The sequence below is a fragment of the Streptomyces sp. NPDC005393 genome (assembly GCF_040606675.1).
GTDB lineage: Bacteria > Actinomycetota > Actinomycetes > Streptomycetales > Streptomycetaceae > Streptomyces.
In genome coordinates, this window is record NZ_JBEXFG010000001.1 from 1 (window position 1) to 25803 (window position 25803).

Here is a 25803-nt window from a genome sequence, read left to right on the forward strand (position 1 = left end):
GCTCCAGCCCAAAGCCGCTACGCCGACCTCGTACGGCTTCCTCGCGCGGCATCAAGAGCCGAGTGAACAGCGTTAAAGCGAGCCCATGACGCCAGGCGGCGCGCGCCGCGTCGTCCCGGCGCCCGGGACGCCCGCGGCACCCGGGCCGCGCCGCCCGCGCCTGCCCTGCCCTGCCCCGTGCTCCTGCCTCGGCCCGGATACGTGTCGTCCGCGGCCGGGCGGGGCGACGGGGCCGCCGCACGGCGGGGCGTACGTGTGCTGTAGTACTCCACCCGACCAACGTAGGTCGACGGAAGGTGGGAATCCGCCCTTGGACACGCCCTTCGCAGGACCTTGGCAGTGTGTTCGACCGATAGTCAGCCCGGCTGGGTGATCGGGAGCGGCCCCGTAGACTGGTGGACCGGCCCCCAGGGGCCCGTCCCTGACCCCACGTTCTCGCTACGGGAAGTCGCCACCGTGTCGCTCACGATCGGAATCGTCGGTTTGCCGAATGTCGGCAAGTCGACCCTGTTCAACGCCCTGACCAAGAACGACGTGTCGGCGGCCAACTACCCGTTCGCCACCATCGAGCCCAACGTCGGCGTCGTGGGCGTCCCCGACCCCCGCCTCGACAAGCTCGCCGAGCTCTTCGGCTCGGCCCGCAAGCTCCCCGCCACCGTCGACTTCGTCGACATCGCCGGGATCGTCAAGGGCGCGTCGGAGGGCGAGGGCCTGGGCAACAAGTTCCTGGCGAACATCCGTGAGTCCGACGCCATCTGCCAGGTCATCCGCGCCTTCAAGGACGAGAACGTCGTCCATGTCGACGGCAAGGTCTCGCCCAAGGACGACATCGAGACGATCAACACCGAGCTGATCCTCGCCGACCTCCAGACCATCGAGAAGGTGCTGCCCCGCCTGGTCAAGGAGTCCCGGATCCAGAAGGACAAGCAGGCCCAGGTCAAGGCCGTCGAGGAGGCCAAGGCCATCCTCGACGAGGGCCGCACCCTCTTCTCCGCCGGCATCGTCCAGGGCAGCGAGCGCGCCGCCCTCCTCCACGAGCTGCACCTGCTCACCACCAAGCCCTTCCTCTACGTCTTCAACGTCGACGAGGAGGAGCTGACCGACGACTCCTTCAAGGCCGAGCAGCGCGCCCTCATCGCCCCGGCCCAGGCGATCTTCCTCAACGCCAAGCTGGAAGCCGACCTCGCCGAACTCGACGACGAGGAGGCCCTCGAGCTCCTCCAGTCCATCGGCCAGGACGAGCCGGGCCTCGCCACCCTCGCCCACGTCGGCTTCCGCACCCTGGGCCTCCAGACCTACCTCACCGCAGGCCCCAAGGAATCCCGCGCCTGGACCATCAAGAAGGGCGCCACGGCCCCCGAGGCCGCCGGTGTGATCCACACCGACTTCCAGAAGGGCTTCATCAAGGCCGAGGTCATCTCCTTCGAGGACCTGGTCGAAACGGGCTCGGTCGCCGAAGCGCGCGCGGCCGGCAAGGCCCGCATGGAGGGCAAGGACTATGTGATGCGGGACGGGGACGTCGTGGAGTTCCGCTTCAACGTGTAGCGCTTCGCGGGGCCGCGGGGGTCACGCCCTTCGGGGCGTGGCCCCGTTTCTCTTCCCGTGCCGGGGAGTGGTGCCGTCCGTCTCCCTGGGGCATACAGGGAGACGGACGGGCCGGGGGCGGGCCGCCGAAGACGTGTCTGGCTTCAGCCCGCACCTCCTTCGCGAAATGCTTGACCTCAATGCTTGGCCTCATACTTGCGCCAGATCAAGTGCTTTGGGATGGGGGCGTGTGCGGGGTGCGCGGTGCGGGGGTTCGCGGTTCGGTTGGGTGCGGCGCCGTTTCGCGCCTTCGGCGCCTGGGAGCATCGGGCGGGGAGGGGGCGGGGCCGGGGCCGCGTCGCCGTCCACCGGGCCGGTGGGGCGGACGGCCGGTTGCGGGCTCGGTGGTGCCGCGCCCCAGGCCGATGCCGTCCGCCGGGCCGGTGCCTCCTGGAGAACGGTTGATGTGGCACTTGCGCCAGATCAAGCGTTTTTTGGAGGGGTACCCCAGGTGCGGCCGGAAGCGAGACTCGCCTGGCCGGCTCCGACCGTCGCCGGGGCACCGGCTGGCCGGGTGATGAGACAGACGGCGAAGCCGAATGGCCATCGGGCGGTCTGCTGAGGTGCCGAACGAGGCGTCTGAGGAGTCCTCCGAGTGCTGCGGGACGGCCTGAGAACCGCGTTTTCGCAGGTGGTGGCTCGGTGCTCAACGTTCCGCTTCAAGTACCGCTTCGCAGGTCAGCGGGGGTCATGCCCTCCGGGGCGTGGCCCCCGCACCCGTTTCTCTTGTCGCTTCGTGCAGGCGACGCACAGCCCGGCATGGGGCAGGGCCATCACGCGGTCCCGCCCGATGGGGGCGCCGCATGCGGTGCAGACGCCGAAGGTCTGGTCCCGGATGCGGGCAAGAGCGGCGAGGGTTCGTTCCAAGAGGGCTTCGGCGTTTTCGATGCGGGTGTGCAGCTCCTGGACGGTGACGGCTTTCGCGCCGGTGTCCGCGGCGTCCAGGTCGCAGTCGGCGCGCAGCGCGGACTCCGTCTCCCGTGCGCCGGCGATCTCCGCGCGGAGCCGGTCTCTCTGATCCGACAGCGTGGCCGTCGCCTCTTCGAGGTCTTCCGCCCCCAGGGGCCCGCTCCTTCGTGGGCCGTTCATCGTGCCTTCCTACGGCCGGGGGCTACGAGGTGAGGGGGCCGTCGGCGTTGACGGTGACGCGATCGCCGCGGGCGCAGTGCAGCAGGGTGGACGGGAATCCGGGCCGATGCGTCTCCCAGAGAAAGTCGGAGAGCGGTGAGCGCATGACGGTGTAGTCGTCGTAGTGCACGGGCAGCACGCGGTGCGGCCGTACCGTCTCCACGAGGGCGGCTCCCTGGATGGCGTCCATCGTCACGATCACTCCGCCGGGGAATCGGGTGCCGCCGAGGTGGATCACCGCGAGATGCAGGTCCGGGCAGCGGCGGGCGATCTCGTGGATGCCCGGGAACATGACGGTGTCACCGGTGATGTAGAGGCGCAGCCGGACGGGGCCCCCGGGGTCACCGAACTCCAGCAGGCTGCCCATGACCGGCGGCAGCAGGACGTGCACGCCGGGCGGGCCGTGCCGTCCGGGCAGTGCGGTGACCCGCGCCTGGGTTTCCTCGCGGATCAGGACGTGGTCGTGCCAGGTGGGCAGGCCGGTCGCACGGCTGAAGCCATGCAGCGCCTGGAGGCGCCGGGAGGCGTGCGGGGTGGTGAGGATGGGTAGCGCACGGTCCAGTTTCCGTCGGACGGTACGGTCCCAGTGGTCCCCGTGCAGATGGGACAGGATCACGGCGTCGAGGTCCGCCGGAAGGTCCTCGATGCGCAGTGCCGGCTCGGTCAGCCGCCGGGACACCAGTCCTTTGCCCAGGTAGGCGTATTGCCCTCGGTGCAGGAAATTGGGGTCGGTCAACAGGGTCAGGGCCCCGTAGCGGATGAGCAGGGTGGCGTTGCCGATGAAGAGGATCTCGGCGGCCCCCGGGGGCGGCGCTGATCTCATGGGCGGACCTCCGTCTTCGGTTCCGGCCGGGCCGCGACGAGTACCCCTCGGAGGGCGGCACCCCCGCGGGCCGATCGACGAAGGCGCTGCGGCGGCGATCAGCGGCGGATTCGGCCTGGTGGCCGGGGGGCCGATGGGGGCAGATAGTGGAAGTGGAGCATTCCTGAAAGATCGGAGGACTCCATGATTGCTCTCGGGATCATTCTCCTCATCATCGGGTTTCTGACCGGCATCCATATCCTCTGGACCATTGGGATCATCCTCCTTGTCATCGGAGCGGTCCTGTGGGTCCTGGGCGCCGTCGGGCGCCCGGTCGGCGGGCGTCGGCACTACTGGTAGCGGAGCCGCTGCCAGGTCTGATTTCCGAAGGCCGCTGGGCCTGATCACAGAGAAAGGCTCCTGTACCCGGGGGGATCACCCGCTGGGTACAGGAGCTGCCTGTGAGCTGCCCGGCCTGGCCCTGTGCTGCCGGGGACGTCATGGGCCCGGTCAGGCGGGGGCCGCTCGCCGCGTCCGGGAAGGGCTGCGATACCGGCCGGTCAGTACGGACGCGCGGAACGAAGGAGCGGGAACCATCAACCGGGTAACGGGAGTTATTGATGAAGGTTGTCCAAGCCGCCCTCCGCAACGGTGACCGACCGGGCCGCGAGCCGGTCTTCGAGACCGTCCAGGACGACCTGGAGGCGCGAACGACGTACAAGTCGTGACGCGTCAAGGGGCCGGACCCGAGAGTCCGGCCCCTTCAGCCGTCGTCAGGGCTTCTTCGGTTTGCCGTCCCCGTAGAGCCAGACCTCGAAGAGATGCCCGAGGTCCTTGCCCGATTTCCGCTCGCACAGGGCGATGAACCGGCGGGTGTCGGCGTTGGCGTGGCGGTGATCCTTCAGCCAGGTGCGGAGGATGGTGAAGAAGGTCTTGTCGCCGACCGTCCGGCGGAGTTTGTGGAGGACCATGGCGCCGCGGCCGTAGACGGGTGGGTCCGAGACGCGGCGGGCGGTGGGCGGGGCGGCGGGCGGGAAGTCCCAGATGCCGTCGGACTCGTCGTCCGTGCCGTCGTAGAAGTCGTCGAAGATCTCCTGGGCGGTGCGGCCGTCGTGGTCCTCCTCCCAGAGCCATTCGGCGTAGGTGGCGAACCCCTCGTTGAGCCACATGTCCTTCCAGGCGCGGGGGGTGACCGAGTCGCCGAACCACTGGTGGGCGAGTTCATGGACGATGAGGGCCTCGTCCGGGGCCCCGTCGAAGTACGGCTTGGTCTGGGTCTCCAGGGCGTAGCCGAGGTCGGGCAGATGGTCGACGATCAGGCCGGTGGAGGAGAAGGGGTATGGGCCGAAGGTGCGGGTTTCCCAGTCGATGACGTCGGTGACCTGGTCGGGGAGGTGACCGGGGCCGTCGGTCTCGGTGGGGTCGACGGCGACGTACTGGGGGATGCCGTCGCCGGTGGTCGTGGTCTGGACGTCGAAGCGGCCGATGGCGACGGTGGCGAGGTAGCCGGCCATGGGCTCGCCGGTGTGCCACTGGAAGGTGGTGCGGCCACCGTTGGTCTCCTGGCGCTTCAGCTCTCCGTTGGAGACGGCGGTCAAGCCCTTCGGGACGGTGACGGCGATGTCGTACGTGGCCTTGTCGGACGGGTGGTTGTTGCCGGGGAACCAGGTCATGGAGCCGGTCGGCTCGCCGAGGCCCACGGCGCCGTCGTCCGTCTCGATCCAGCCCTCCTTCGAGCCGTCCGGGTCGGTGAGGGTCTTCGGGGCGCCGTCGTAGACGACGGTGGCGGTGAAGGTACGGCCCCTGGGGAGGGCGGCGGCGGGGGTGAGAGTCAGCTCGGTGCCGCCGCGGGCGGTCCTGGCGGGCCGGTCGTTCACCGTGGCCTTGCGGACCCGCAGCCCGGCGAGGTCGAGGTGGAAGGAGGACAGGGCGCGGGTGGCGCGGGCGGTGATCCGGGCGGTGCCCTTGAGGTGCCGGGAGTCGGGCGTGTAGTCGAGGGTCAGGCGGTAGCCGGTCACGTCGTAGCCGCCGTTGCCGAGCTTCGGGAAGAGCGTGTCGCCGACACCGGCCGCGCCCGCTGTGGCGCCGTGGCCTCCGGCGGGGGGGTCCTGGGCATCGGCGCCGCCGGAGCAGGCCGCGCACAGCACGAGGAGCAGGGCGCCGGGCAGGGCTCGTGAGGAGGGGCGAGCGGGCACGGACGGCTCCTCGGGAAAGTGAGCTGGTCATCGACCATGAAACCCGCTGAAGGGGCCCTTGTCGAAGTAAACGTCCCTGATCTGCGGTTCACCACTTCTAGTGAAGCTCTGGCCTCCAGTTGCATTCGGCAACCCTGGGTTGCCAAGCTGTTGCTGACTGTCAACCACAGGGAGTGCACGTGGCCTTTGGTGACCAGCCCGCATATCTCCGCGTCGCCGACGATCTGAGGAAGAAGATCGCCGCGGGCGAGCTGCCACCGCATGCGCGCCTCCCCTCCCAGGCCCGCATCCGGGAGGAATACGGGGTCTCCGACACGGTCGCCCTCGAAGCCCGCAAGGTGCTGATGGCCGAGGGCCTGGTCGAGGGCCGCTCCGGCTCGGGTACGTATGTGCGCGCCCAGCCCGTGCCGCGCCGTCTGGTCCGCACCGGCTTCCACGCCGCGGGCGAGTCCACCCCGTTCCGGCAGGAGCAGGCCGATGACCGGATCATCGGCACCTGGGAGTCCGGCAGCGAGCAGGAGGAGGCCGGGCCGGAGATCGCCGAGCGGCTAAGCATCGAGCCCGGCGACCGGGTGATGCGCACCCGGTATGTGTTCCGGGCGGCGGGCGAGCCGGTGATGCTCTCCACGTCCTGGGAGCCGTTCGCGGTCACCGGCCGTACGCCCGTGATGCTGCCCGAGGAGGGCCCGCTGGCCGGGCGCGGTGTGGTCGAGCGGATGGCCGCCCTCGACCTGGTGGTGGACAACGTGGCGGAGGAGGTCGGCGCCCGGCCCGGCCGGGCGGAGGAGGTGCTGGCGCTCGGCGGGGTGCCGGGTCATGCGGTGCTCGTCATCTCCCGGACGTTCTTCGCGGGCGGCCGCCCGGTCGAGACGGCGGATGTGGTCGTGCTGGCCGAGCGCTACCGGATCGCGTACCACCTGCCGGTGAAATGACCCCGGGATCGCGCGCCCGATGGCCGGGCACCGGTCACGGGGCGGTGTTCACCGGGAGTTAACGGCCGCCCGTCCGCTGTAACGGGGCGGCAATGCCAGGCCGCCGCCCCTCGTCACCTGCGGCTCCTACCTTCCTCGTTCGGACAGCTCATGGCCCGAACGACAGGGAGCCGGCATGACGGACACGGTCACACCCGAAGCGGGAGTCGGCGCCCCGCGCCGCAGTTACGCCCGGCTCGCCGCGGACGAGAGCCGCGAGGACCTGTGCTGCTCCCTGGACGCCGAGTGCGGCGATGTCTGCCGTAAGGAGCCCCGGGGCGAGCCGGTGCTGATGCCGCTGCCCACTGTCCGTACGGCCACGCTCACCGTCGAGTAGCGCGGTTCCCGCGTTATCTATGGCAAAACTCACAGAAGGCTACGTCAGAGGGGTTAGCGGAAGACGATCATCCGTTTCGCTCGTACGATGGCGCGGATTGTTTCCGGTCGTCGGGGGTCGAAGGGAGTGCCAGGAACGGTGAGTACGGAGCAGGGTTCCCACTCGCATTACCGAAGGTCACTCGGCACGGTGGCCCTCACCGCCGTGGGCCTCGGGTCCATCATCGGCTCCGGCTGGCTGTTCGGCGCCGAGCGGGCCGCGGCGCTCGCCGGACCGGCCGCCATCCTGGCCTGGGTGATCGGTGCGGCCGTCGCGCTGACCATCGCCCTGACCTACTCCGAGCTGGGTTCGATGTTCCCCAAGGCCGGCGGCATGGTCCGGTACGGCCAGTACTCGCACGGCTCGCTCGCCGGATATCTGGCCGCCTGGGCCAACTGGATCGCCATCGTCTCCGTGATCCCGGGTGAGGCGACCGCCTCCGTCCAGTACATGAGCTCCTGGAACTTCGGCTGGGCCCAGGGGCTGTACGACGGGAAGGAGCTGACCGGCAGCGGTGTCGCGCTCGCGTCCGTGCTGCTGCTCTTCTACTTCTTCCTCAACTGGTTCGCCATCACCCTCTTCGTGAAGACCAACACCGCGATCACGGTCTTCAAGCTCGTCGTTCCGGCCCTGACCGCCGGCGCCCTGCTGCTGTCGCACTTCGACACCGGCAATGTCAGCGGCAACGGCGGCTTCACCCCCAACGGCTGGAGCGCGGTCTTCAGCGCCGTCGCCGTCTCCGGCATCGTCTGGGCGTACAACGGCTTCCAGTCCCCGCTCAACATGGCGGGCGAGGCGCGCAACCCCGGCAAGTCGCTCCCCAAGGCCGTCATCAGCTCGATCCTCATCGCGCTGGTGATCTACGTCGCGCTGCAGATCGCCTTCCTGACCGCCGTCCCGGCAGCCGACCTCAAGCACGGCGGCTGGTCCGGTCTGTCGTTCAACTCCCCGCTCGCCGACCTCTCCCTGGCCTGGGGCCTGAACTGGCTGGCGATGCTGCTCTACGCCGACGCCTTCATCTCCCCGTCCGGCACCGGCATGATCTACGCGGCCACCACCTCCCGGATGGTCCAGGGCGTCCAGGAGAACGGCCATCTGCCGGGGATCTTCGGCCGCGTCGACGCCAAGACCGGCATCCCGCGCCCGGCGCTGGTGCTCAACCTCGTGATCGCCTTCGCCTTCCTCGCCGTCTTCCGCGGCTGGGGCTCGCTGGCCGAGATCGTCTCCGTGGCGACCGTGATCTCCTACATCACCGGTCCGGTCGCCGTCATGTCACTGCGCCGCCTCTCCCCGGAGCTGCCGCGTCCGGTGAGGCTGCGCGCGATGCCGGTCATCGCACCGATCGCGATGGTCTTCGGCTCGCTCGTGCTGTACTGGGCCCGCTGGCCGCTCACCGGCAAGGTCATCTTCATCATGGCGATCGGTCTGCCGGTCTGGGCCTGGTACGAGTTGCGCAAGCCGTGGGCCGAGCTGCGCCCGCATCTGGCCGCCGGCGCCTGGATGGTGACCTATCTGCTGGTCATGGCGACGGTCTCGTGGGCCGGCGGCAAGGAGTTCGGCGGCCGTGGCTATCTGCCCGAGGGCTGGGACATCCTGGTCGTCGCCCTGATCGGCCTGACCTTCTACGTCTGGGGCGTCCGCAGCGCATGGCGCAATCCCACGCTGCTGGAGGCCGAGCGCGAGCTGGCCGCCGCCCCCGCCGACGAGCTGAGCGACGAGGGCGACCGGGTGGAGGCCGCCGCGCGCGTCTGAGGGCGTGGCCGGATGCGTGCCTCCTCGTAAGAACACGTATCCGCTGAGTGAAGGTAGGGCGTAGGCTCGGGCATATGCGGATCGGGATTTCCTTAACGGTGTCGCGGAGGCGTGTGCCCGGGCGCGCCACGGCGGAGGGGGCGGGGAGATGAGTGACGGGAACGCTGTGCTGCCCTGGCTCGTCATCCGCCAGGACCACAACGGCAACCGCTACCGCGTCGGCCGCTACGCCACGAGGACGGAGGCCCAGAAGGTGGCCGACCGGCTCGACTCCCAGGGCCAGGAGCAGCTCTACGTGGTCGAGCGGACCGCCGCGACCCCTCAGTCCGGCTAGTCCCGGAGGCTCCGGGCCCCCCTCGCGGCCCCGCTAGGGTGCCACGCATGAGCAAGCGTGTGGTGGTGGGCGGAGCCGTGTTCGACCAGGGGCGGCTGCTGGCCGCGCGGCGCAGCGCCCCGCCGGAGCTCGCGGGCCGCTGGGAGCTGCCGGGCGGCAAGGCCGAGCCCGGTGAGACCCCACAGCAGACCCTGGTGCGCGAGTTGCGCGAGGAGCTGGGCGTGGAGGTCGAGCCGCTGGAGCCGCTGCCGGGCGAATGGGCCCTGCAAGCCGGCTATGTCCTGCGGGTGTGGACCGCGGCCCTGCGCTCCGGTGAACCGCGTCCGCTGGAGGACCACGACGAGCTGCGCTGGCTCACCCCGGACCGGGTGGACGAGGTCGACTGGCTGGACCAGGACCGTCCCGCGGTGGCCGAGGCGGTCCGTCGGCTGCGGGCGGCGGAGTAGGCCTCCGTGCGCCCTCCAACACACCCGCCCGCACTCCCATTGAGCCCGCCTCCGGGCGGTACTCGGACCCGGATATCGGGTATGTGCTGATTAACCTCCCTGAATCCATACATTCCGGCGGGGGCTGCACAGGGGCTGGAAGTGATCGGCGTGAGTGAGAGCGTAGGGGTGGCCGGGCCGGGGCCTGGTTTCGCCGAGTGGGTCTTCCCCGCCGAGCCGGGGTCGGTGCACACTGCCCGCTGTCTGGTCCGTGCGTCGTTGGACGACTGGGGGCTGTCGGCCGTGAGCGATGTGACGGTGCTGCTCGTGAGCGAACTGGTCACCAATTCGCTGCGGTACGCGAGCGGTCCGATCGGTCTGCGCATGTACGCCCGTCGCGAAAAGGCCGAGTCCGATTCCGTACTGATGGTCGAAGTGTCGGATCCGCTGGCCGACCTGCCCCATGAGCGCGCCGCCTCGTCCCAAGACGAGGGCGGCCGTGGTCTGCGCTTGGTCGCCGGCACCGCGCTGCGCTGGGGGACCAGGCGCCGCCGTGCCGGAAAAACCGTGTGGTTCGAGTTGGCTCTGCCTGGTTAGGAGTGTGGGGGGAGCGCTGATCTTGAGCGCTTAACCAAAAGCAGGGACGGGCACCGATGGCGGGCTGAGATAGTGCTGTGATCGTGAAGACCGTACTCCGGATGGCCGTAGTGCTGGATACTCGGCTATCTGAAGCCGGTCGGAGCACCTGAGCCGGAGGGGACGGGCGCATGAGCGAGAAGCCAACGGGGGCTGAGATGCCCGAGGAGACGGTTGGTTCGCAGGTGTCGCCAGTGTCACAGGTATCGCCGATGTCGCATATGTCGTTGATGTCGGCCGTATGGCAGAGCAGTCCGCCCGGGTCCATCTATGACTTCATTCGGGTCGCCTCCTTCTCGCTGGGGCCCGACGGCCGGATCGCGCAGTGGAGTGAACGTGCCACGGAGCTGCTGGGGCTGACGGCCCGGCAGGCCATCGGCAAGGACCCGGTGGAGGCGTTCGTACCGCCGGAGCTGCGGGAGGCCGGCCATCGCAAGGTCGCCGACATCCTGGACGGCCGGGAGTGGACCGGGCTCGTCCCCTTCCGCCGCGCCGAGGCGCCGAACGGCCACGGTATCGCCGAGGTCTATGTGATGCCCGCTCAGGACGAGCGGGGCGAGCGCTCCGCGCTGTGTATCGCGGTCGATATGAACGCGTTGCGCGGACTGGAAACCGACCTTGCCGCTTCACAGGCGGTTTTCGGTCAATCTCCGCTCGGTTTCTTCCTCTTTGGTACCGATCTGCGCATGCTTCGGGTCAACGAGCGCTTTGCGAAGGTTTTCGGCCGCCCCGCCGACGCGTACCGCGGCGCGACCCCGCACGATCTGCTGCCGCGCAGCGAGGCCGAGCGGCTCAACGCCGCCCTGCGCCAGGTCCTGGAAGACGGGCAGTCGCTGACGGACATGCCGATCGTGGGCGACGTGCCGAGCAGCCCCCACCGCCGCCGCTGGTCGGTGTCGCTGTACCGGCTGCACAGCAGCTCGGGCCGCCCCATCGGGGTCGCCGGGCTCGCCACGGATGTCACCGGCCGCCGCCGCGCCGAACAGGAGGCCGCGGGCGTACGCCGCAACCTCGCGCTGCTGAACGAGGCCGGCGCCCGAATAGGCACCTCGCTCGATCTGGAGACCACCGCCCGCGAGCTGCTGGACGTGGCCGTTCCGCAGTTCTGCGATCTGGCCTCCGTCGACCTCTACCAGGGGCTGCTCTCCGGCGACGAGACCCCGCCGGGACTGGCCGACGGCAGCGCCGAGCTGCGCCGTGTCGCCTTCGCCAGCGCCGTCTCGGACGGCCCGGTCGCCTTCGGCGACATCTACCGCGCCGACCCCGACGGCGGCAGGCCCCCCAAGCCCATCCAGGTCGGCGAGGTGCACCGCTACCCCTTCAACTCCCTGTGCGCCAACGCCCTGCGCACCGCCCAGGTCCAGGTCGTCCCCGGGCGCGACAGCGGCGAGAGCGCCGAACTCGGCGCCATGCTGCAGTCCACCCTTGTGGTGCCGATGGTCGCCCGCGACACCGTCGTCGGCCTCGCCCAGTTCTCCCGTACGAAGGGCAGCGAGCCCTTCGGCGAGCGGGACCGCGCGCTCGCCGTCGAGCTGGCCGCCCGCGCCGCCGTCAGCATCGACAACGCCCGGCTCTACCGCAGAGAACACGAGCGCGCGCTGATACTGCAGCGCAGCCTCCTCCCGCCCGGCGACCCGGAGGCCGCCGGGCTCGACATCGCCTGCCGCTATCTGCCGGGGAACGCGGCGACCGAGGTGGGCGGCGACTGGTTCGACGTCATCGAGCTGCCCGGACACCGCACCGCGCTGGTGGTCGGCGATGTGATGGGGCGCGGGCTGCGGGCCGCCGTCGCGATGGGCGAGCTGCGCACCGCCGTACGCACCCTGGCCCTGCTCGATCTGGAGCCCGCCGAGGTGCTCTCCGCACTCGACGAGATCGCCCGCGGGCTGGGCGAGCCCGGCGGCTCGCACACCACCGCGCGCTCCGGCTCACGCGCCGCGCGCGGCGGCCGGGCCGCCGACGGCTCCTCCGATCTGGCCGAGGTCTACCTCGCCACCTGCGTCTACGCCGTCTACGACCCCGTCACCCGCCGCTGCACCTTCGCCAACGCCGGCCATCTGCCCCCCGTCGTCGTCGAACCGGGGGAGAACGCGCTGCTGATGGAGGTGCCGCCCGGGATGCCGCTCGGCGTCGGCGGCGAGCCCTTCGAGGAGATCGAGGTCGAGCTGCCCGACGGCGCACTGCTGGCCCTCTACACCGACGGCCTCGTCGAATCCCGCGACCACGCCCTCGACGAGGGCCTTCAGGACTTCCGTACGGCGCTGTCCACGTACGAGGGCGCGGGAAGCCCCGACAGCTCCCTCGAGGACATCTGCGACCACGTCTTGAACAGCATCGACACCCACCACGGCGAGGACGACATCGCCCTGCTGATGGCCCGGGTGCAGGGTCTGCCGAGCGACTCGGTCGGCGACTGGAAGCTGCCGAGCGACCCGCAGTCCGTCGGCCGCGCCCGTGAGCTGGCCCGTGAGCAGCTGGAGTCCTGGGGCATGGACGACCTGGTGGACACCACCGAGCTGCTGGTCAGCGAGTTGGTGACCAACGCCCTGCGGTACGGCGAGGGCGAGATACGGCTACGACTGCTGCTGGACCGCACCCTGGTGTGCGAGGTCTGGGACGGCGGGCTGGTCCAGCCCCGGCGGCGGCGCGCCCGCGATACGGACGAGGGCGGCCGCGGGCTTCAGCTGGTCGGCCTGCTCAGCGCGGGCTGGGGCAGCCGCCGTACCCCGCACGGCAAGACGGTCTGGTTCGAACTGGCCCTCCCGGACGGCCAGTCCCAGGGCCCGGACTCGGTGGAGGCCCTGCTCAGCCTGTGGTGAGGGCGCCGAAGCGCCGGACGGGCCGCAGCCCTTCCGGCGCCCCCGGACACCACCTACGCGTCTACGCGTCGCGGCGGCGGATCTTGTTGCCGAGCCAGACCAGCGGGTCGTACTTACGGTCCACCGCCCGCTCCTTGAGCGGGATCAGCGCATTGTCCGTGATCTTGATCTGCTCCGGGCAGACCTCCGTACAGCACTTGGTGATGTTGCAGTACCCCAGCCCGTGCTCCTCCTGGGCTCCGCGCTTGCGGTCGATCCCGGCGTCGGCCGCCGCGTCCAGCGGATGCATGTCCAGCTCCGCGATCCGCATCAGAACGCGAGGCCCGGCGAAGACCTCCTTGTTCTGCTCGAAGTCGCGCACCACATGGCAGGTGTCCTGGCACAGGAAGCACTCGATGCACTTACGGAACTCCTGCGACCGCCCCACGTCCTCCTGCCGCATCCGGTACTCGCCCGGACCCAGCCCCTCCGGCGGTACGAAGGACGGCACCTCCCGCGCCTTGGTGTAGTTGAAGGAGACGTCCGTCACCAGATCCCGCACCACCGGGAAGGCCCGCAGCGGGGTGATGATGATCGTCTCGTCACGGCCGAAAACCGACATCCGGGTCATGCACAGCAGCCGGGGACGGCCATTGATCTCCGCGCTGCACGAACCGCATTTGCCGGCCTTGCAGTTCCAGCGGACCGCCAGATCCGGCGCCTGGGTCGCCTGGAGCCGGTGGACGATGTCCAAAACGACCTCGCCGTCATTGACCTCGACATGGAAGTCCTTCAGACCGCCGCCGTCCACATCGCCCCGCCACACCCGGAAGTGGGCCTCGTACGCGCTCACTGGGTCAGCTCCTCGTCCGTCAGGTACTTCACCAGTTCGTCCTTCTCGAACAGATTCAGCAGATCGGGCCGGATGGGCGGCATCTCGCGCCGCTCCAGACGGATCTGTCCGTGCCCGGCGTCCGGCGCCGCCAGCCCGCCCGAGGGATCGGAGAGACGGCAGACCAGATTGACGCGCCGCCATTCGCGGTTCATCTCGGGACAGTCGTCGCGGGTGTGTCCGCCGCGGCTCTCGGTCCGCTCCAGCGCGGCGCGTGCCACGCACTCGCTGACCAGCAGCATGTTGCGCAGATCGATCGCGAGGTGCCAGCCGGGGTTGAACTGCCGGTGCCCCTCGACCCCGGCGCGCCGGGCCCGGACCCGCAGGGAGGCCAGCCGGTGCAGCGCCTCCTCCATCTCACCGGCCTTGCGGATGATGCCCACCAGGTCGTTCATGGACTGCTGGAGCTCCTGATGGAGGGTGTACGGATTCTCGGCCGGGCCCGAGGACCCGTGCGCGTCGCCGCCCTCGGCGCTGAACGGGCGCAGCGCCTCGGCCGCCGCCAGGTCCAGCTGTGCCTCGTCCGGGGCCGGGCGGGCGCCCGAGGCCGCGGTCTCCCGCGCGTACCGGGCCGCGTGGAGCCCGGCGCGGCGGCCGAAGACCAGCAGATCGGAGAGCGAATTGCCGCCGAGCCGGTTGGAGCCGTGCATCCCGCCCGCGACCTCGCCCGCGGCGAACAGGCCGGGCACTCCGGTCGCGGCCGCGGTATCCGGGTCGATGTCCACGCCGCCCATCACGTAGTGACAGGTCGGGCCGACCTCCATGGGCTCGGCGGTGATGTCGACGTCCGCGAGCTCCTTGAACTGGTGGTGCATGGAGGGCAGCCGGCGCTTGATGACCTCGGCGGGCATCCGGGTGGAGACATCGAGGAAGACGCCGCCGTGCGGGGAGCTGCGGCCCGCCTTCACCTCGGCGTTGATGGCGCGGGCCACCTCGTCGCGGGGGAGCAGCTCGGGCGGGCGGCGGTTGTGGTCCGGGTCCTCGTACCAGCGGTCGCCCTCGTCCTCGGACTGGGCGTACTTCTCCTTGAAGACGTCCGGGATGTAGTCGAACATGAACCGCTTGCCCTCGCTGTTGCGCAGCACCCCGCCGTCCCCGCGCACCGACTCGGTGACCAGGATCCCCTTGACCGAGGGCGGCCAGACCATACCGGTCGGATGGAACTGCACGAACTCCATGTTGATCAGCGGGGCGCCCGCGAGCAGCGCCAGCGCGTGGCCGTCGCCGGTGTACTCCCAGGAGTTGGAGGTCACCTTGAAGGACTTGCCGATGCCGCCGGTCGCCAGCACCACGGCCGGCGCCTCGATGGCGAAGAAGCGGCCGGACTCGCGCTCGTAGCCGAAGACCCCGGCGACGCGCTCACCGTCCTTGACGATCCGGGTGACCGTGCACTCCTGGAAGACCTTGAGCCGCGCCTCGTAGTCGCCGGTCTCGGCCTTGTCCTCCTGCTGGAGCGAGACGATCTTCTGCTGGAGGGTGCGGATCAGCTCCAGACCGGTGCGGTCCCCGACATGGGCGAGCCGGGGGTACTCATGGCCGCCGAAGTTCCGCTGGGAGATCTTCCCGTCCGGGGTGCGGTCGAAGAGCGCGCCCCAGGTCTCCAGCTCCCAGACCCGGTCCGGGGCCTCCTGGGCGTGCAGCTCGGCCATCCGCCAGTGGTTGAGGAATTTTCCGCCGCGCATCGTGTCGCGGAAGTGCACCTGCCAGTTGTCGCGTTCGTTGACATTGCCCATGCTGGCGGCGATGCCGCCCTCGGCCATCACCGTATGGGCCTTGCCGAAGAGCGACTTGCAGATGACGGCGCAGCGCATGCCCTGTTCACGGGCCTCGATCGCGGCCCGCAGTCCGGCGCCGCCCGCGCCGATCACGACCACGTCCCACGCCTGCCGCTCGACTTGCGTCATCGATGAGCACCTCTCCTAGAAAAAGCGGGGATCGTCGAAGGCGCCGCTCGCCACCAGATAGACATAGAAGTCGGCGACGGCGACGCTGATCAGCGACGCCCAGGCCAGCTGCGTATGGCGCGCGTTGAGCCTGCTGACCCAGCCCCAGAGCCGGTAGCGCACCGGGTGCCGGGAGAAGTTCTTGAGCCGGCCGCCGACGATATGCCGGCAGGAGTGGCAGGAGAGGGTGTACGCCCAGATCAGCGCGATGTTGGCGAGCAGCACCAGCGTGCCGAGGCCCATATGGCCCCACCGGCCGTGCCCGTCCCGGAAGCCGAGCACGGTGTCATAGGTGAGGATCCCGGCGACGATCACCGCGAAGTAGAAGAAGTAGCGGTGGATGTTCTGCAGGACGAGCGGGAAGCGGGTCTCGCCGGTGTACTGGGCGCGCGGCTCGGCGACGGCGCAGGCGGGCGGCGAGGCCCAGAAGCCCCGGTAGTAGGCCTTGCGGTAGTAGTAGCAGGTCAGCCGGAAGCCGAGCGGGAAGATCAGGATCAGCAGGGCGGGGGACAGGCCCCACCACGCGCCGAAGATCTCCCAGTTCGCGCCGCCCTTCATGGGCACGCAGTTCTGCGCGATACAGGGCGAGTAGAAGGGCGAGACATACGGCTCGGCGTAGTAGTCGTCCCCGGCGAAGGCCCGCCAGGTCGAGTAGACGATGAACGCGAGCAGCCCGGCGGCGGTGACCGCGGGCGACAGCCACCATCGGTCATTGCGCAGATGGCGGTCGGGGATGGCGGCGCGCGACGGGCTGTGCACGCCGCGTGCGGCCGCCTGCTGATCGGAGGGCGTGGCGGCTTGGGGGTCGGTGCCTGTGGCCAAGGGGAACTCCGCGGTGGAGTGGTGTGAGGGGACGGTCGGGCGCGCATCCGCGCCGGGCCGTCCCTAGGGCGCGTGGCGATCGCGCGCGCCGAGGCCTTCGTCGTCGACGTCCGACCACAGCGCACTGTTGTACGGCGTATCGGGGACCGGAACCATCTCGGGGCGTGGCCGCTCCGTGGGAGCCGTATCGCGCAGCAGGGCGAGGCTCTCGCGCAGATGGTCCGCGTCGGTCCGGACGCGTCGTATCTCCAGCCCGCCGGCGCTGACCCGCTCTTCCAGCCGGGCGACGGAGCGGACCAGGTCATCGAGACAGCGTTCGACGGCCGTCACATCGTCGTTCAAGGACATGACGTGTCCTCCCTTCCGCTGTTGCGGTTGGCGACGCTCATGCGACAGCGAGTGTTACGCGCCACAGTCGTGGTTGGGAAGGGATCTGTCGCGATTGGCGGAGCCACCGGCGCGATTCCGCCTTTGTGCGCCGGGGTGTGCGCCCGTCGTATTGATCCGGCCGGGTGATCCTGCCCCCTCATGGCCGTCTCCGTGGCCGTCTCGACGTGCTGTCTCGTGAACCGTCGCTTTGAGTGAGCAGTATATGCGATCAGCGTCAGACTATGCCAAATGCGCATAAACCCGGCACTCCCCGGAGGTACGAGCCATGTCCATCGCCAAGCGCCGCTGCGCCATGCTGCTCGTCGCGGGAGTGATGCTGCCGCTGCCCGTACTGACCGGTTGCAGTTCCGACGACGACGGCCCGCCGCCTCCCGCCGCCTGGGACGTCGCCTCGGCGCCGCGCGGCGGGACCACCGGCACCGGAACGCTGCGCTGGGCCCTGGACGCGACGCCCACGACCTTCAACGCCTTCCAGACGGCCGCCGACACCGGCACCCAGCGGATCGCCGGCGCCGTGCTGCCCGCCCTCTACACGCTGGACGCCCGGGGCAGGCCACAGCGCAACGGCGACTATCTGACGTCCGCCGACATCACCGCGCGCGAGCCCAAGCAGGTCGTCGTCTACAAGCTCAACCCCAAGGCGGTGTGGAGCGATGGACGCCCGCTCGGCGCGGAGGACTTCCAGGCCCAGTGGAAGGCGCTGCGCGGTACGGAGAACGCGTACTGGACGGCGCGCAACGCCGGATACGACCGCATCGCCAAGATCGAGCCCGGGGACGAGGACCACGAGGTCAAGGTCACCTTCGCCAAGCCGTACACCGACTGGCGCTCGCTGTTCACCCCGCTGTATCCGAAGAGCGTGATGAGCAACCCCGCCGTCTTCAACGCCGGGGCCCGCAAGGGGCTCGCCGTCAGCTCCGGGCCCTTCATGGTGCACGCCGTCGCGGACAAGTCCGTCACGCTCGTACGCAACCCCCGCTGGTGGGGCGACCGGGCGCGGCTGAGCCGGCTGGTCTTCCGGACGGTGCCCGCCGAGCAGCGGGCCGGGGCCCTCATCGGCGGGCAGCTCGACATGGCCGAGGTCGACCGGACCACCGCGCGGCGCATCCAGGCCACCACCCCTGACGGGAAGAAGCAGGCCGCCGGGGCGAAGAAGTCCGGTTCCCCGGGCAAGGCGGGAGCGCCGGACCTGTCCACGGGCGGACAGGACGCGGCGGACGCCCTGGCCACCTGGGCGGCGGAGAACGGCCCGCAGCAGGACCGGTCCCAGACCGTGGCCTTGAGCAGATTCACCCTGCGCAAGGCCCTGGACCCCGCGTACACCCAGCTCGCCCTCAACGGCACCAAGGGCCCGCTCGCCGATGAGCGGGTGCGCCGGGCCGTGGCCCGCGCGATCGACCGGAAGGCGCTCGCGAACCTGGTCCTCAAGCCGCTCGGCCTGCCCGCCAAGCCGCTCGGCAACCATCTGCTGATGGCCGGGCAGAAGGGCTACAAGGACCACAGCGGCGCCCTCGGCGGTCGGGACACCCATGCCGCGCAGTCGCTGCTCGCCGACGCGGGCTGGCGCGCCAACGGCTCGTCCACCCGCCAGAAGTCGCTCGACGGCAAGACGGACGACCGGGGCCGGCGGCGCGCCGCACCGACCGCCATGGCATCGGAGGCGACGACCGGCACGGCGTCGGACACGGCGACCGGCACCGAGTCCACCGCGTCCACCGCGTCCGACGCGGCGACCGGCACCGAGTCCACCGCGTCCGGTACGGCATCCGGCACCGCGTCCGGCTCCCCCTCCGCCACCGCGTCCGGAGCGGCCCCCGCGGCGGGCGACGCGGGGCGGTCCGGCCGGGTCGGCGAGACGGCGGTCGTACGGAAGAAGGGCCGGCCGCTCGTCCTGCGCTTCGTGCTCCCCGACGACTCCGCCTCCGCCCCGCTGCGCACCGTCGGCGAGCGCATCGCGCAGATGCTGGAGGGAATCGGCGTACGCACCGAGATCACCAAGGTCCCGGGCACCGGCTACTTCAAGGACCACATCGCCACCGGCAACTACGACCTCGCCCTCTACTCCTGGCCCGCCAGCGCCTACCCGGCGACCGACGGCCGCCCGATCTACGCCAAGCCCCAGCCCGCGGCGGACGGCTCGCTGGTCGTCGAGCAGAACTACACCCGGGTCGGTACGGACCAGATCGACCAGCTCTTCGACCAGGCCCTCTCCGAACTGGACGGCAGCGCCTCCCGCTCCCTGATCGGCCGGGCCGATGCCCGCATCTGGGCGGCGGCCGGATCCCTCCCGCTCTATCAGCGCCCGGAGCTGGTAGCGATGCGAAACGGCCTGGTCAACGCGGGCGCCTTCGGCTTCGCCACCCCCCGTTACCAGGACATGGGCTTCCGTAAGTAAGGCATGGGTCCCCGGGGCCCCAAGGACTCCTGGGGACCCTCAGAAAGCGCCGCCCGGCCGGGCTGCCGCGAGGGCGGTCCCGCCGTGGCCTGAGGCCCGTGCCGGTGTGCGGGGACGGGCGGCGGCACCCGTTCCCGCGGCGTCCCCGTACCATGGGGGAGAGGCCGCGGCGTGTTCAGCCCGGCGGGCGGGCGTACCGGACCGGGCGCGCCGTCATCCACGATTCCGGGAGAAGCGCCGCGAGTATGCCCACGCGCCACGACATTCGTAACGTCGCCATCGTCGCCCACGTCGACCACGGCAAGACGACCCTCGTCGATGCCATGCTCAAGCAGGCCGGCGCGTTCGCCGCGCATCAGCATGTGGACGACCGGGTCATGGACTCCAATGACCTGGAGCGCGAGAAGGGCATCACCATTCTCGCGAAGAACACCGCCGTGAAGTACCACCCGGCGGACGGCGGCGACCCCGTCACCATCAACATCATCGACACCCCCGGCCACGCCGACTTCGGCGGTGAGGTCGAGCGCGGTCTGTCCATGGTCGACGCGGTGGTCCTGCTGGTGGACGCCTCCGAGGGCCCGCTGCCGCAGACCCGCTTCGTGCTGCGCAAGGCGCTCCAGGCGAAGCTGCCGGTGATCCTGTGCATCAACAAGACGGACCGCCCGGACTCCCGGATCGATGACGTCGTCAATGAGACGTACGACCTCTTCCTGGACCTGGACGCGACCGAGGAGCAGATCGAGTTCCCGATCGTCTACGCCTGCGCCCGCGACGGCGTGGCCTCGCTGACCAAGCCGGAGGACGGCACCGTCCCGGCCGACAGCGACAGCCTGCAGCCGTTCTTCTCCACCATCCTGAACACCGTCCCGGCGCCGGAGTACGACGCGACCGCCCCGCTCCAGGCCCATGTGACCAACCTGGACGCCGACAACTTCCTCGGCCGTATCGCGCTGCTCCGGGTCGAGCAGGGCGAGCTGAAGAAGGGGCAGACGGTCGCCTGGATCAAGCGGGACGGCACGATCTCCAACGTCCGGATCACCGAGCTGCTGATGACCGAGGCGCTCACCCGCAAGCCCGCCGAGGTGGCCGGGCCCGGTGACATCTGCGCGGTCGCGGGCATCCCGGACATCATGATCGGCGAGACCCTGGCCGACCCGGAGAACCCGGTCGCGCTTCCGCTGATCACCGTCGACGAGCCGGCGATCTCGATGACCATCGGCACCAACACCTCGCCGCTGGTCGGCAAGGGCGGCAAGGGCCACAAGGTCACCGCCCGGATGGTCAAGGACCGGCTCGACAAGGAGCTTGTCGGCAATGTCTCGCTGCGCGTGCTGCCGACCGAGCGCCCCGACGCCTGGGAGGTCCAGGGCCGCGGCGAGCTGGCGCTGGCGATCCTCGTCGAGACGATGCGCCGCGAGGGCTTCGAGCTGACCATCGGCAAGCCGCAGGTGGTCACCAAGGAGATCGACGGCAAGGTCCACGAGCCCGTCGAGCGCATGACCATCGACAGCCCCGAGGAGCACCTGGGCGCGATCACCCAGCTGATGGCGTCGCGCAAGGGGCGCATGGAGACCATGACGAACCACGGCTCCGGCTGGGTGCGCATGGAGTTCGTCGTCCCCTCCCGCGGCCTGATCGGCTTCCGCACCGAGTTCCTGACGGACACCCGCGGCACCGGTATCGCGCACTCCATCTTCGAGGGCCACGAGCCGTGGTTCGGCGAGCTGCGCACCCGTAACAGCGGCTCGCTGGTGGCCGACCGCGCGGGCGCGGTGACCGCCTTCGCGATGACCAACCTCCAGGAGCGCGGTGTGCTGTTCGCCTCGCCCGGCACCGAGGTGTACGAGGGCATGATCGTCGGGGAGAACTCCCGCTCCGACGACATGGACGTGAACATCACCAAGGAGAAGAAGCTCACCAATATGCGGTCCTCCACCGCTGATGTGACCGAGTCCCTGGTCCCGCCGCGGATGCTCTCGCTGGAGCAGTGCCTGGAGTTCTGCCGCGACGACGAGTGCGTCGAGGTGACGCCGGAGACGGTGCGGATCCGCAAGGTCGTCCTCGACCAGAAGGAGCGCGGCCGCGCCGCCTCCCGCGCCAAGCGCTGACGCCGGCGCCAAGCGGCTGACGCCCGCGCCGAGCACAGGCGCCCGCTCCGGGCGCTGGTGCGCACGCCGGCGCCGGTGACGGACCGTAGGCGCCGTACCGTGCGTCCATAAGCTGCCGACAGCCCGTGATCCCCGCTTCCGCGGCGGGGATCCGGGCTGTTGTCATGTCAGGAAGGTGCCAGTCAACTGGTTATCCGGGGAGGGGTGTCCGGATATCGGCGACCGGGCTCCGCATGATGTGTTAACAGTCCGTTTCGCGTGTGTCTGTCTGGCACAGTTTTGTCCGGATTTCGAAGCTCCGCGCGTAGATGATGTGACCAAAGCGAGACCCATAAACGGTGGTTTACAGGGCGGGCGTGCTCAATCATTGGGTCCATTGAGCTCGGGTCAATGGGTCACACGCTGTGGGGAGCGCGGACCTGCGAGCACATCTGGGGGGTTCCGGTCCCTTTCGCTGTCAGGGGTGTCAGCGTGCCTCCGGACGCCCCCACTCGTAGTGACAGTGGACTCCTGAGGAGGCAAACCCATGCGCGGTGCCAAGAGCGCCAAGTGGGTCGCGTTGGCCGCAGTTGTGGCGCTGGCCGCAACCGCCTGCGGTGGCGGCGACAGCGACAGCGGCAGCAATGACATGAACAAGGGCAAGGCGGACCCGAAGGGGATTCTGACCGCCCAGCTCAGCGAGCCGCAGAACCCGCTGCAGCCGGCGAACGCCAAGGAGAGCCAGGGCAGCCGCGTCATCCGGCAGATCTTCTCCCAGCTGGTGGACTACGAGCCCGGCACCGGCAAACTCCAGTACATCAACGCCGAGTCCGTGACTCCCAACAAGGACTCCTCCGTCTGGACCGTCAAGCTCAAGCCGGGCTGGAAGTTCCACAACGGCGAGGCCGTGACCGCCAAGTCCTATGTGGACTCCTGGAACTGGTCGGCCAACGTCAAGAACAACCAGACCAACTCCAGCTGGTTCCAGGACATCAAGGGCTACGCGGACGTCCACCCGGAGAAGGGCAAGCCCAAGGCCGACAAGATGTCCGGCCTCAAGATCGTAAATGATAACGAGTTCAAGATCGAGCTCGTTGGCCCGGTCTCGTACTTCGCCTACAAGCTGGGCTATGACGTGTGGTCGCCGCTGCCCAGCGGCTTCTTCAAGGACCCCAAGGGCTACGGCGAGAAGCCGGTCGGCAACGGCCCCTACAAGTTCGTCTCCTGGGACCACAAGAAGCTGATCAAGGTTCGTAAGTTCGAGGGCTACCAGGGCCCGAACAAGGCCAAGAACGGCGGCATCGACTTCAAGAACTACACCACCGCCGACGCCGCCTACTCGGACCTGCGCTCGAACAACCTCGACTGGATCGAGCAGGTCCCGACCACCGCCCTGACGAACTACAAGACCGACCTGGGCAAGCGCGCGATCGACGAGGAGTACTCGGCGATCCAGTCGATCGTCCCGGCGTTCTACACCAAGCAGTTCAAGGACATCGACCCCAAGGTCGTCCAGGGGCTGTCCATGGCGATCGACCGTGACACGATCACCAAGACCGTCCTCCACGGCTCCCGTACCCCGGCCGACAGCTTCGTCGCCCGCGGGGTGCTCGGCTACAAGGCCGGCGCGCTCAAGGAGCAGGTCACCTACGACCCGGCGAAGGCCAAGGCCCTCATCAAGGAGGGTGGCGGCGTCCCGGGCAACAAGATCTCGATCCAGTACAACGCCGACCAGGACCACAAGCCCTGGGTCGACGCGGTCTGCAACAGCATCCGCAAGGCCACCGGCGTCAACTGCGTCGGCGACTCCAAGCCGGACTTCCAGGCCGACCTGAACGCGCGCGACAAGCACCAGGTCAAGTCGATGTACCGCGGTGGCTGGGTGCTCGACTACCCGGTCAACTCGAACTTCATGAGGGACCTCTACGGCTCCAAGGCCGCCGGTAACACCAGCGGCTACAACAACCCGGAGTTCGACAAGCTGAGCAAGAAGGCCGACGAGGCCGCCACGCTCGACGAGACCGTGAAGCTCTACCAGCAGGCCGAGCAGATTCTCGCCAAGGACATGCCGGCGATCCCGCTGTGGTTCTACAAGGTCAACAGCGGCCAGTCCAACAAGGTCCTCGGGAAGGTCCCGTACGGCCAGGACGGCGACCCCATCTTCACCGACGTCCAGGTGAAGAAGAAGTAGGCATCGGGACCGCCGGCCGGTGCCGCCGCCTCTCCCACCGGGGAGCGGCGGCACCGGCCCGCAGGCGTGAGGCCCGCAGCTCTTCCCCCCGCCCCAGCGGCGGCAGATGAGACGTGGCCTCCGCCGCCCCCCAACGGCATGGAGGCATGATGGGGCGCTACGTCGCCAGGCGACTGCTCCAGATGATCCCGGTCTTCATCGGGACCACTTTGTTGATTTTCCTCATGGTCCACGTACTGCCCGGTGACCCCATTCGGGCCATGTGGGGAGACAAGGCCGCGGACCCCGCGCAGGTCGCGTCGCTCCGCCATGAGTTCGGGCTGGACCAGCCCCTGTGGAAGCAGTACATCGATTACATGGCCGATCTCTTCCGGGGAGACTTCGGCAAGACCTTCGGCGGCCGGCAGGTCACCGAGGAGATGGGCCTGGCCTTCCCGGTGACCCTCCGCCTCGCGGCGGTGGCCCTCACCATCGAGATGATCGTCGGCATCGGGCTCGGCGCCTGGGCCGGACTCAAGGCGGGCAAGGCCGTCGACACCGGCGTGCTGATCTTCACGCTGATCGTCATCTCGATGCCGGTCTTCGTGCTCGGCTACCTCGCCCGGTTCATCTTCGCGGACGAACTCGGCTGGCTGCCGCCCAACGTGCAGGACTCGATGGATCTGCAGCAGCTGCTGCTGCCGGGCTTCGTGCTCGCGATGCTCTCCATGGCGTATGTGGCCCGGCTGACCCGGACCACCTTCGCGGAGAACCTGCGCGCCGACTACATGCGCACCGCGCTGGCCAAGGGCCTGCCGCGCCGCCGCATCGTCGGCGTCCATCTGCTGCGCAACTCGCTCATCCCGGTCGTCACCTTCCTCGGCACCGACGTCGGCGCGCTCATCGGCGGCGCGGTCGTCACCGAGGGCATCTTCAACGTCCAGGGCGTCGGCAATCTGCTCTTCAAGGCGCTCGGGCAGCGGGAGGGCACCACGATCGTCGGCACGGTGACGGTGTTCGTCATCGTCATTCTGCTGATCAATCTGCTCGTCGACCTGCTGTACGCGGTCCTGGACCCGAGGATCCGGTATGCCTGACGTGACCAAATCCCAGTCCGACACGGCAGCCGACACCGCGGCCGCCACGGCGGTCGACGCCGTGGCACCGCCCACCGAGGTGGACGCCACCCGGGCTTCGGCCGCGGGCCACGCCTCCCAGGGCAAGCCGCGCTCGCTGTGGGGCGACGCCTGGTACGCGCTGCGCCACCGGCCGCTGTTCTGGATCTCGGCAGTGCTGCTGCTCCTGCTGCTGACCATCGCGGCCTTCCCCGGGCTGTTCACCGGCGCCAACCCCCGGGACGGGGACCTCACCAACCACTTCCTGACCAAGCCCGAGCTGACCCACTTCTTCCAGGCCGACTGGTTCGGCTACGACGGACAGGGCCGCTCCATCTACGCCCGCGTCATCTACGGCACCCGCGCCTCGATCATGGTCGGCGTCGGAGTGACCGCGGTGGTCACCCTCGTCGGCGGTCTGCTGGGCATGGTGGCCGGGTACTTCGGCGGCTGGATCGACTCGATCGTCTCCCGTATCACCGACATCTTCTTCGGCCTGCCGTTCCTGCTCGGCACGATGGTCATCCTGAACGCGTTCACCGAGCGCAAGGTGTACGTGGTCATCGCGGCCCTCGCCTTCCTCGGCTGGACCACCATCGCGCGCGTGATGCGCAGCTCGGTGATCACCGCCAAGCAGGCGGACTACGTCACGGCGGCGCGGGCGCTCGGCGCGGGCACGGGCCGGATCCTCTTCCGGCATGTGCTGCCGAACGCACTGGCCCCGACCATTGTGGTCGCGACCATCTCGCTCGGCGCGTACATCTCCGCCGAGGCGACGCTGTCCTTCCTGGGCCTCGGCCTGGCCGACCCGACCATCTCGTGGGGCATCGACATCTCCGACGCGAAGGACGCCATCCGCGACAACCCGCATGTGATGCTCTTCCCGGCCGGCATGCTGAGCCTCACCGTGTTCGCATTCATCACGCTCGGCGACGCGGTGCGCGACGCCCTCGACCCCAAGCTGCGCTAAGGAGGGCGTACGTGA

21 protein-coding genes are annotated in these 25803 nt (G+C 69.6%); 14 read left to right on the top strand and 7 right to left on the bottom strand.

Going from position 1 to position 25803, the window contains the following annotated elements; translation table 11 throughout:
* Nucleotides 1–456 precede the first annotated feature (456 nt).
* Nucleotides 457–1545, top strand: a complete 1089-nt coding sequence (gene ychF / locus ABZS71_RS00005; protein ID WP_355857866.1) for a redox-regulated ATPase YchF — start codon at nt 457–459, stop codon at nt 1543–1545.
* Nucleotides 1546–2262: 717 nt separating this feature from the next.
* Here ychF and ABZS71_RS00010 read toward each other — a convergent pair.
* Together ABZS71_RS00010 and ABZS71_RS00015 are read right to left on the bottom strand one after the other, a co-directional pair.
* Complete coding sequence (locus ABZS71_RS00010) at nt 2263–2673, bottom strand: TraR/DksA family transcriptional regulator (protein ID WP_355851136.1); 411 nt, start codon at nt 2671–2673, stop codon at nt 2263–2265.
* 22 nt (nt 2674–2695) lie between these two features.
* Nucleotides 2696–3535, bottom strand: a complete 840-nt coding sequence (locus tag ABZS71_RS00015; RefSeq protein ID WP_356206101.1) for an MBL fold metallo-hydrolase — start codon at nt 3533–3535, stop codon at nt 2696–2698.
* A gap of 183 nt (nt 3536–3718) precedes the next feature.
* Here ABZS71_RS00015 and ABZS71_RS00020 point away from each other — a divergent pair, with 183 nt between their 5' ends.
* Nucleotides 3719–3874, top strand: coding sequence for a DUF6131 family protein (locus ABZS71_RS00020; protein WP_355851130.1), 156 nt, complete (start codon nt 3719–3721; stop codon nt 3872–3874).
* A 413-nt stretch (nt 3875–4287) separates the two neighbouring features.
* Here ABZS71_RS00020 and ABZS71_RS00025 read toward each other — a convergent pair whose 3' ends face one another.
* Complete coding sequence (locus ABZS71_RS00025) at nt 4288–5709, bottom strand: M1 family metallopeptidase (RefSeq protein WP_356206104.1); 1422 nt, start codon at nt 5707–5709, stop codon at nt 4288–4290.
* 179 nt (nt 5710–5888) lie between these two features.
* Between ABZS71_RS00025 and ABZS71_RS00030 the strand changes: the two genes are divergently transcribed.
* The 7 genes from ABZS71_RS00030 to ABZS71_RS00060 all read left to right on the top strand — a co-directional run bounded on the left by ABZS71_RS00030 (nt 5889) and on the right by ABZS71_RS00060 (nt 13022).
* Complete coding sequence (locus ABZS71_RS00030) at nt 5889–6641, top strand: GntR family transcriptional regulator (RefSeq protein WP_356206106.1); 753 nt, start codon at nt 5889–5891, stop codon at nt 6639–6641.
* A gap of 175 nt (nt 6642–6816) precedes the next feature.
* Nucleotides 6817–7017, top strand: coding sequence for a hypothetical protein (locus ABZS71_RS00035; RefSeq protein WP_355851148.1), 201 nt, complete (start codon nt 6817–6819; stop codon nt 7015–7017).
* A gap of 87 nt (nt 7018–7104) precedes the next feature.
* Nucleotides 7105–8808, top strand: coding sequence for an APC family permease (locus ABZS71_RS00040; protein WP_356206108.1), 1704 nt, complete (start codon nt 7105–7107; stop codon nt 8806–8808).
* A gap of 148 nt (nt 8809–8956) precedes the next feature.
* A complete protein-coding gene (locus ABZS71_RS00045; RefSeq protein WP_355851118.1) occupies nt 8957–9142 on the top strand; it encodes an SPOR domain-containing protein in 186 nt (61 codons plus the stop codon).
* Nucleotides 9143–9189: 47 nt separating this feature from the next.
* A complete protein-coding gene (locus tag ABZS71_RS00050; protein WP_356206111.1) occupies nt 9190–9588 on the top strand; it encodes a (deoxy)nucleoside triphosphate pyrophosphohydrolase in 399 nt (132 codons plus the stop codon).
* A gap of 141 nt (nt 9589–9729) precedes the next feature.
* Nucleotides 9730–10164: an ATP-binding protein gene (locus tag ABZS71_RS00055; RefSeq protein ID WP_355851113.1), complete on the top strand. Its 435-nt coding sequence runs from the start codon at nt 9730–9732 to the stop codon at nt 10162–10164.
* Between the two features lie 170 nt (nt 10165–10334).
* Entirely contained in the window at nt 10335–13022 is a 2688-nt protein-coding gene (locus ABZS71_RS00060; protein WP_356206113.1) for a SpoIIE family protein phosphatase, read from the top strand.
* Nucleotides 13023–13083: 61 nt separating this feature from the next.
* On the opposite strand, the gene ABZS71_RS00065 is transcribed toward ABZS71_RS00060, so the two are convergent.
* The 4 genes from ABZS71_RS00065 to ABZS71_RS00080 all read right to left on the bottom strand — a co-directional run bounded on the left by ABZS71_RS00065 (nt 13084) and on the right by ABZS71_RS00080 (nt 17006).
* The gene (locus tag ABZS71_RS00065) at nt 13084–13854 is read right to left on the bottom strand and encodes a succinate dehydrogenase/fumarate reductase iron-sulfur subunit (RefSeq protein ID WP_355851111.1); all 771 of its coding nucleotides are present in this window, start codon (nt 13852–13854) and stop codon (nt 13084–13086) included.
* The gene (locus ABZS71_RS00070) at nt 13851–15797 is read right to left on the bottom strand and encodes a fumarate reductase/succinate dehydrogenase flavoprotein subunit (RefSeq protein ID WP_356206116.1); all 1947 of its coding nucleotides are present in this window, start codon (nt 15795–15797) and stop codon (nt 13851–13853) included. Before ABZS71_RS00070 ends, ABZS71_RS00065 begins: the two co-directional genes overlap by 4 nt.
* Nucleotides 15798–15812: 15 nt before the next feature.
* Nucleotides 15813–16658, bottom strand: a complete 846-nt coding sequence (locus ABZS71_RS00075; RefSeq protein WP_355851105.1) for a hypothetical protein — start codon at nt 16656–16658, stop codon at nt 15813–15815.
* A 63-nt stretch (nt 16659–16721) separates the two neighbouring features.
* Nucleotides 16722–17006, bottom strand: coding sequence for a hypothetical protein (locus ABZS71_RS00080; RefSeq protein WP_355851102.1), 285 nt, complete (start codon nt 17004–17006; stop codon nt 16722–16724).
* A 307-nt stretch (nt 17007–17313) separates the two neighbouring features.
* Between ABZS71_RS00080 and ABZS71_RS00085 the strand changes: the two genes are divergently transcribed.
* The 5 genes from ABZS71_RS00085 (at nt 17314) to ABZS71_RS00105 (ending at nt 25788) form a co-directional block, all read left to right on the top strand.
* Nucleotides 17314–19443 carry an ABC transporter family substrate-binding protein gene (locus ABZS71_RS00085; protein WP_356206118.1) on the top strand — a complete coding sequence of 710 codons (2130 nt, stop codon included), beginning with the start codon at nt 17314–17316 and terminating at the stop codon, nt 19441–19443.
* Nucleotides 19444–19688: 245 nt separating this feature from the next.
* A complete protein-coding gene (gene typA, locus ABZS71_RS00090) occupies nt 19689–21554 on the top strand; it encodes a translational GTPase TypA (protein WP_356206121.1) in 1866 nt (621 codons plus the stop codon).
* 526 nt (nt 21555–22080) lie between these two features.
* Nucleotides 22081–23724 (top strand): ABC transporter substrate-binding protein, encoded by a 1644-nt coding sequence (locus ABZS71_RS00095; RefSeq protein ID WP_356206124.1) that lies wholly within the window; start codon nt 22081–22083, stop codon nt 23722–23724.
* Nucleotides 23725–23873: 149 nt separating this feature from the next.
* Nucleotides 23874–24800: an ABC transporter permease gene (locus ABZS71_RS00100; RefSeq protein ID WP_355851090.1), complete on the top strand. Its 927-nt coding sequence runs from the start codon at nt 23874–23876 to the stop codon at nt 24798–24800.
* On the top strand, nt 24793–25788 hold the full coding sequence (locus ABZS71_RS00105) for an ABC transporter permease (protein ID WP_355851087.1): 996 nt from the start codon (nt 24793–24795) through the stop codon (nt 25786–25788). The genes ABZS71_RS00100 and ABZS71_RS00105 overlap by 8 nt, the downstream gene beginning before the upstream one ends.
* Nucleotides 25789–25803: the final 15 nt, after the last annotated feature.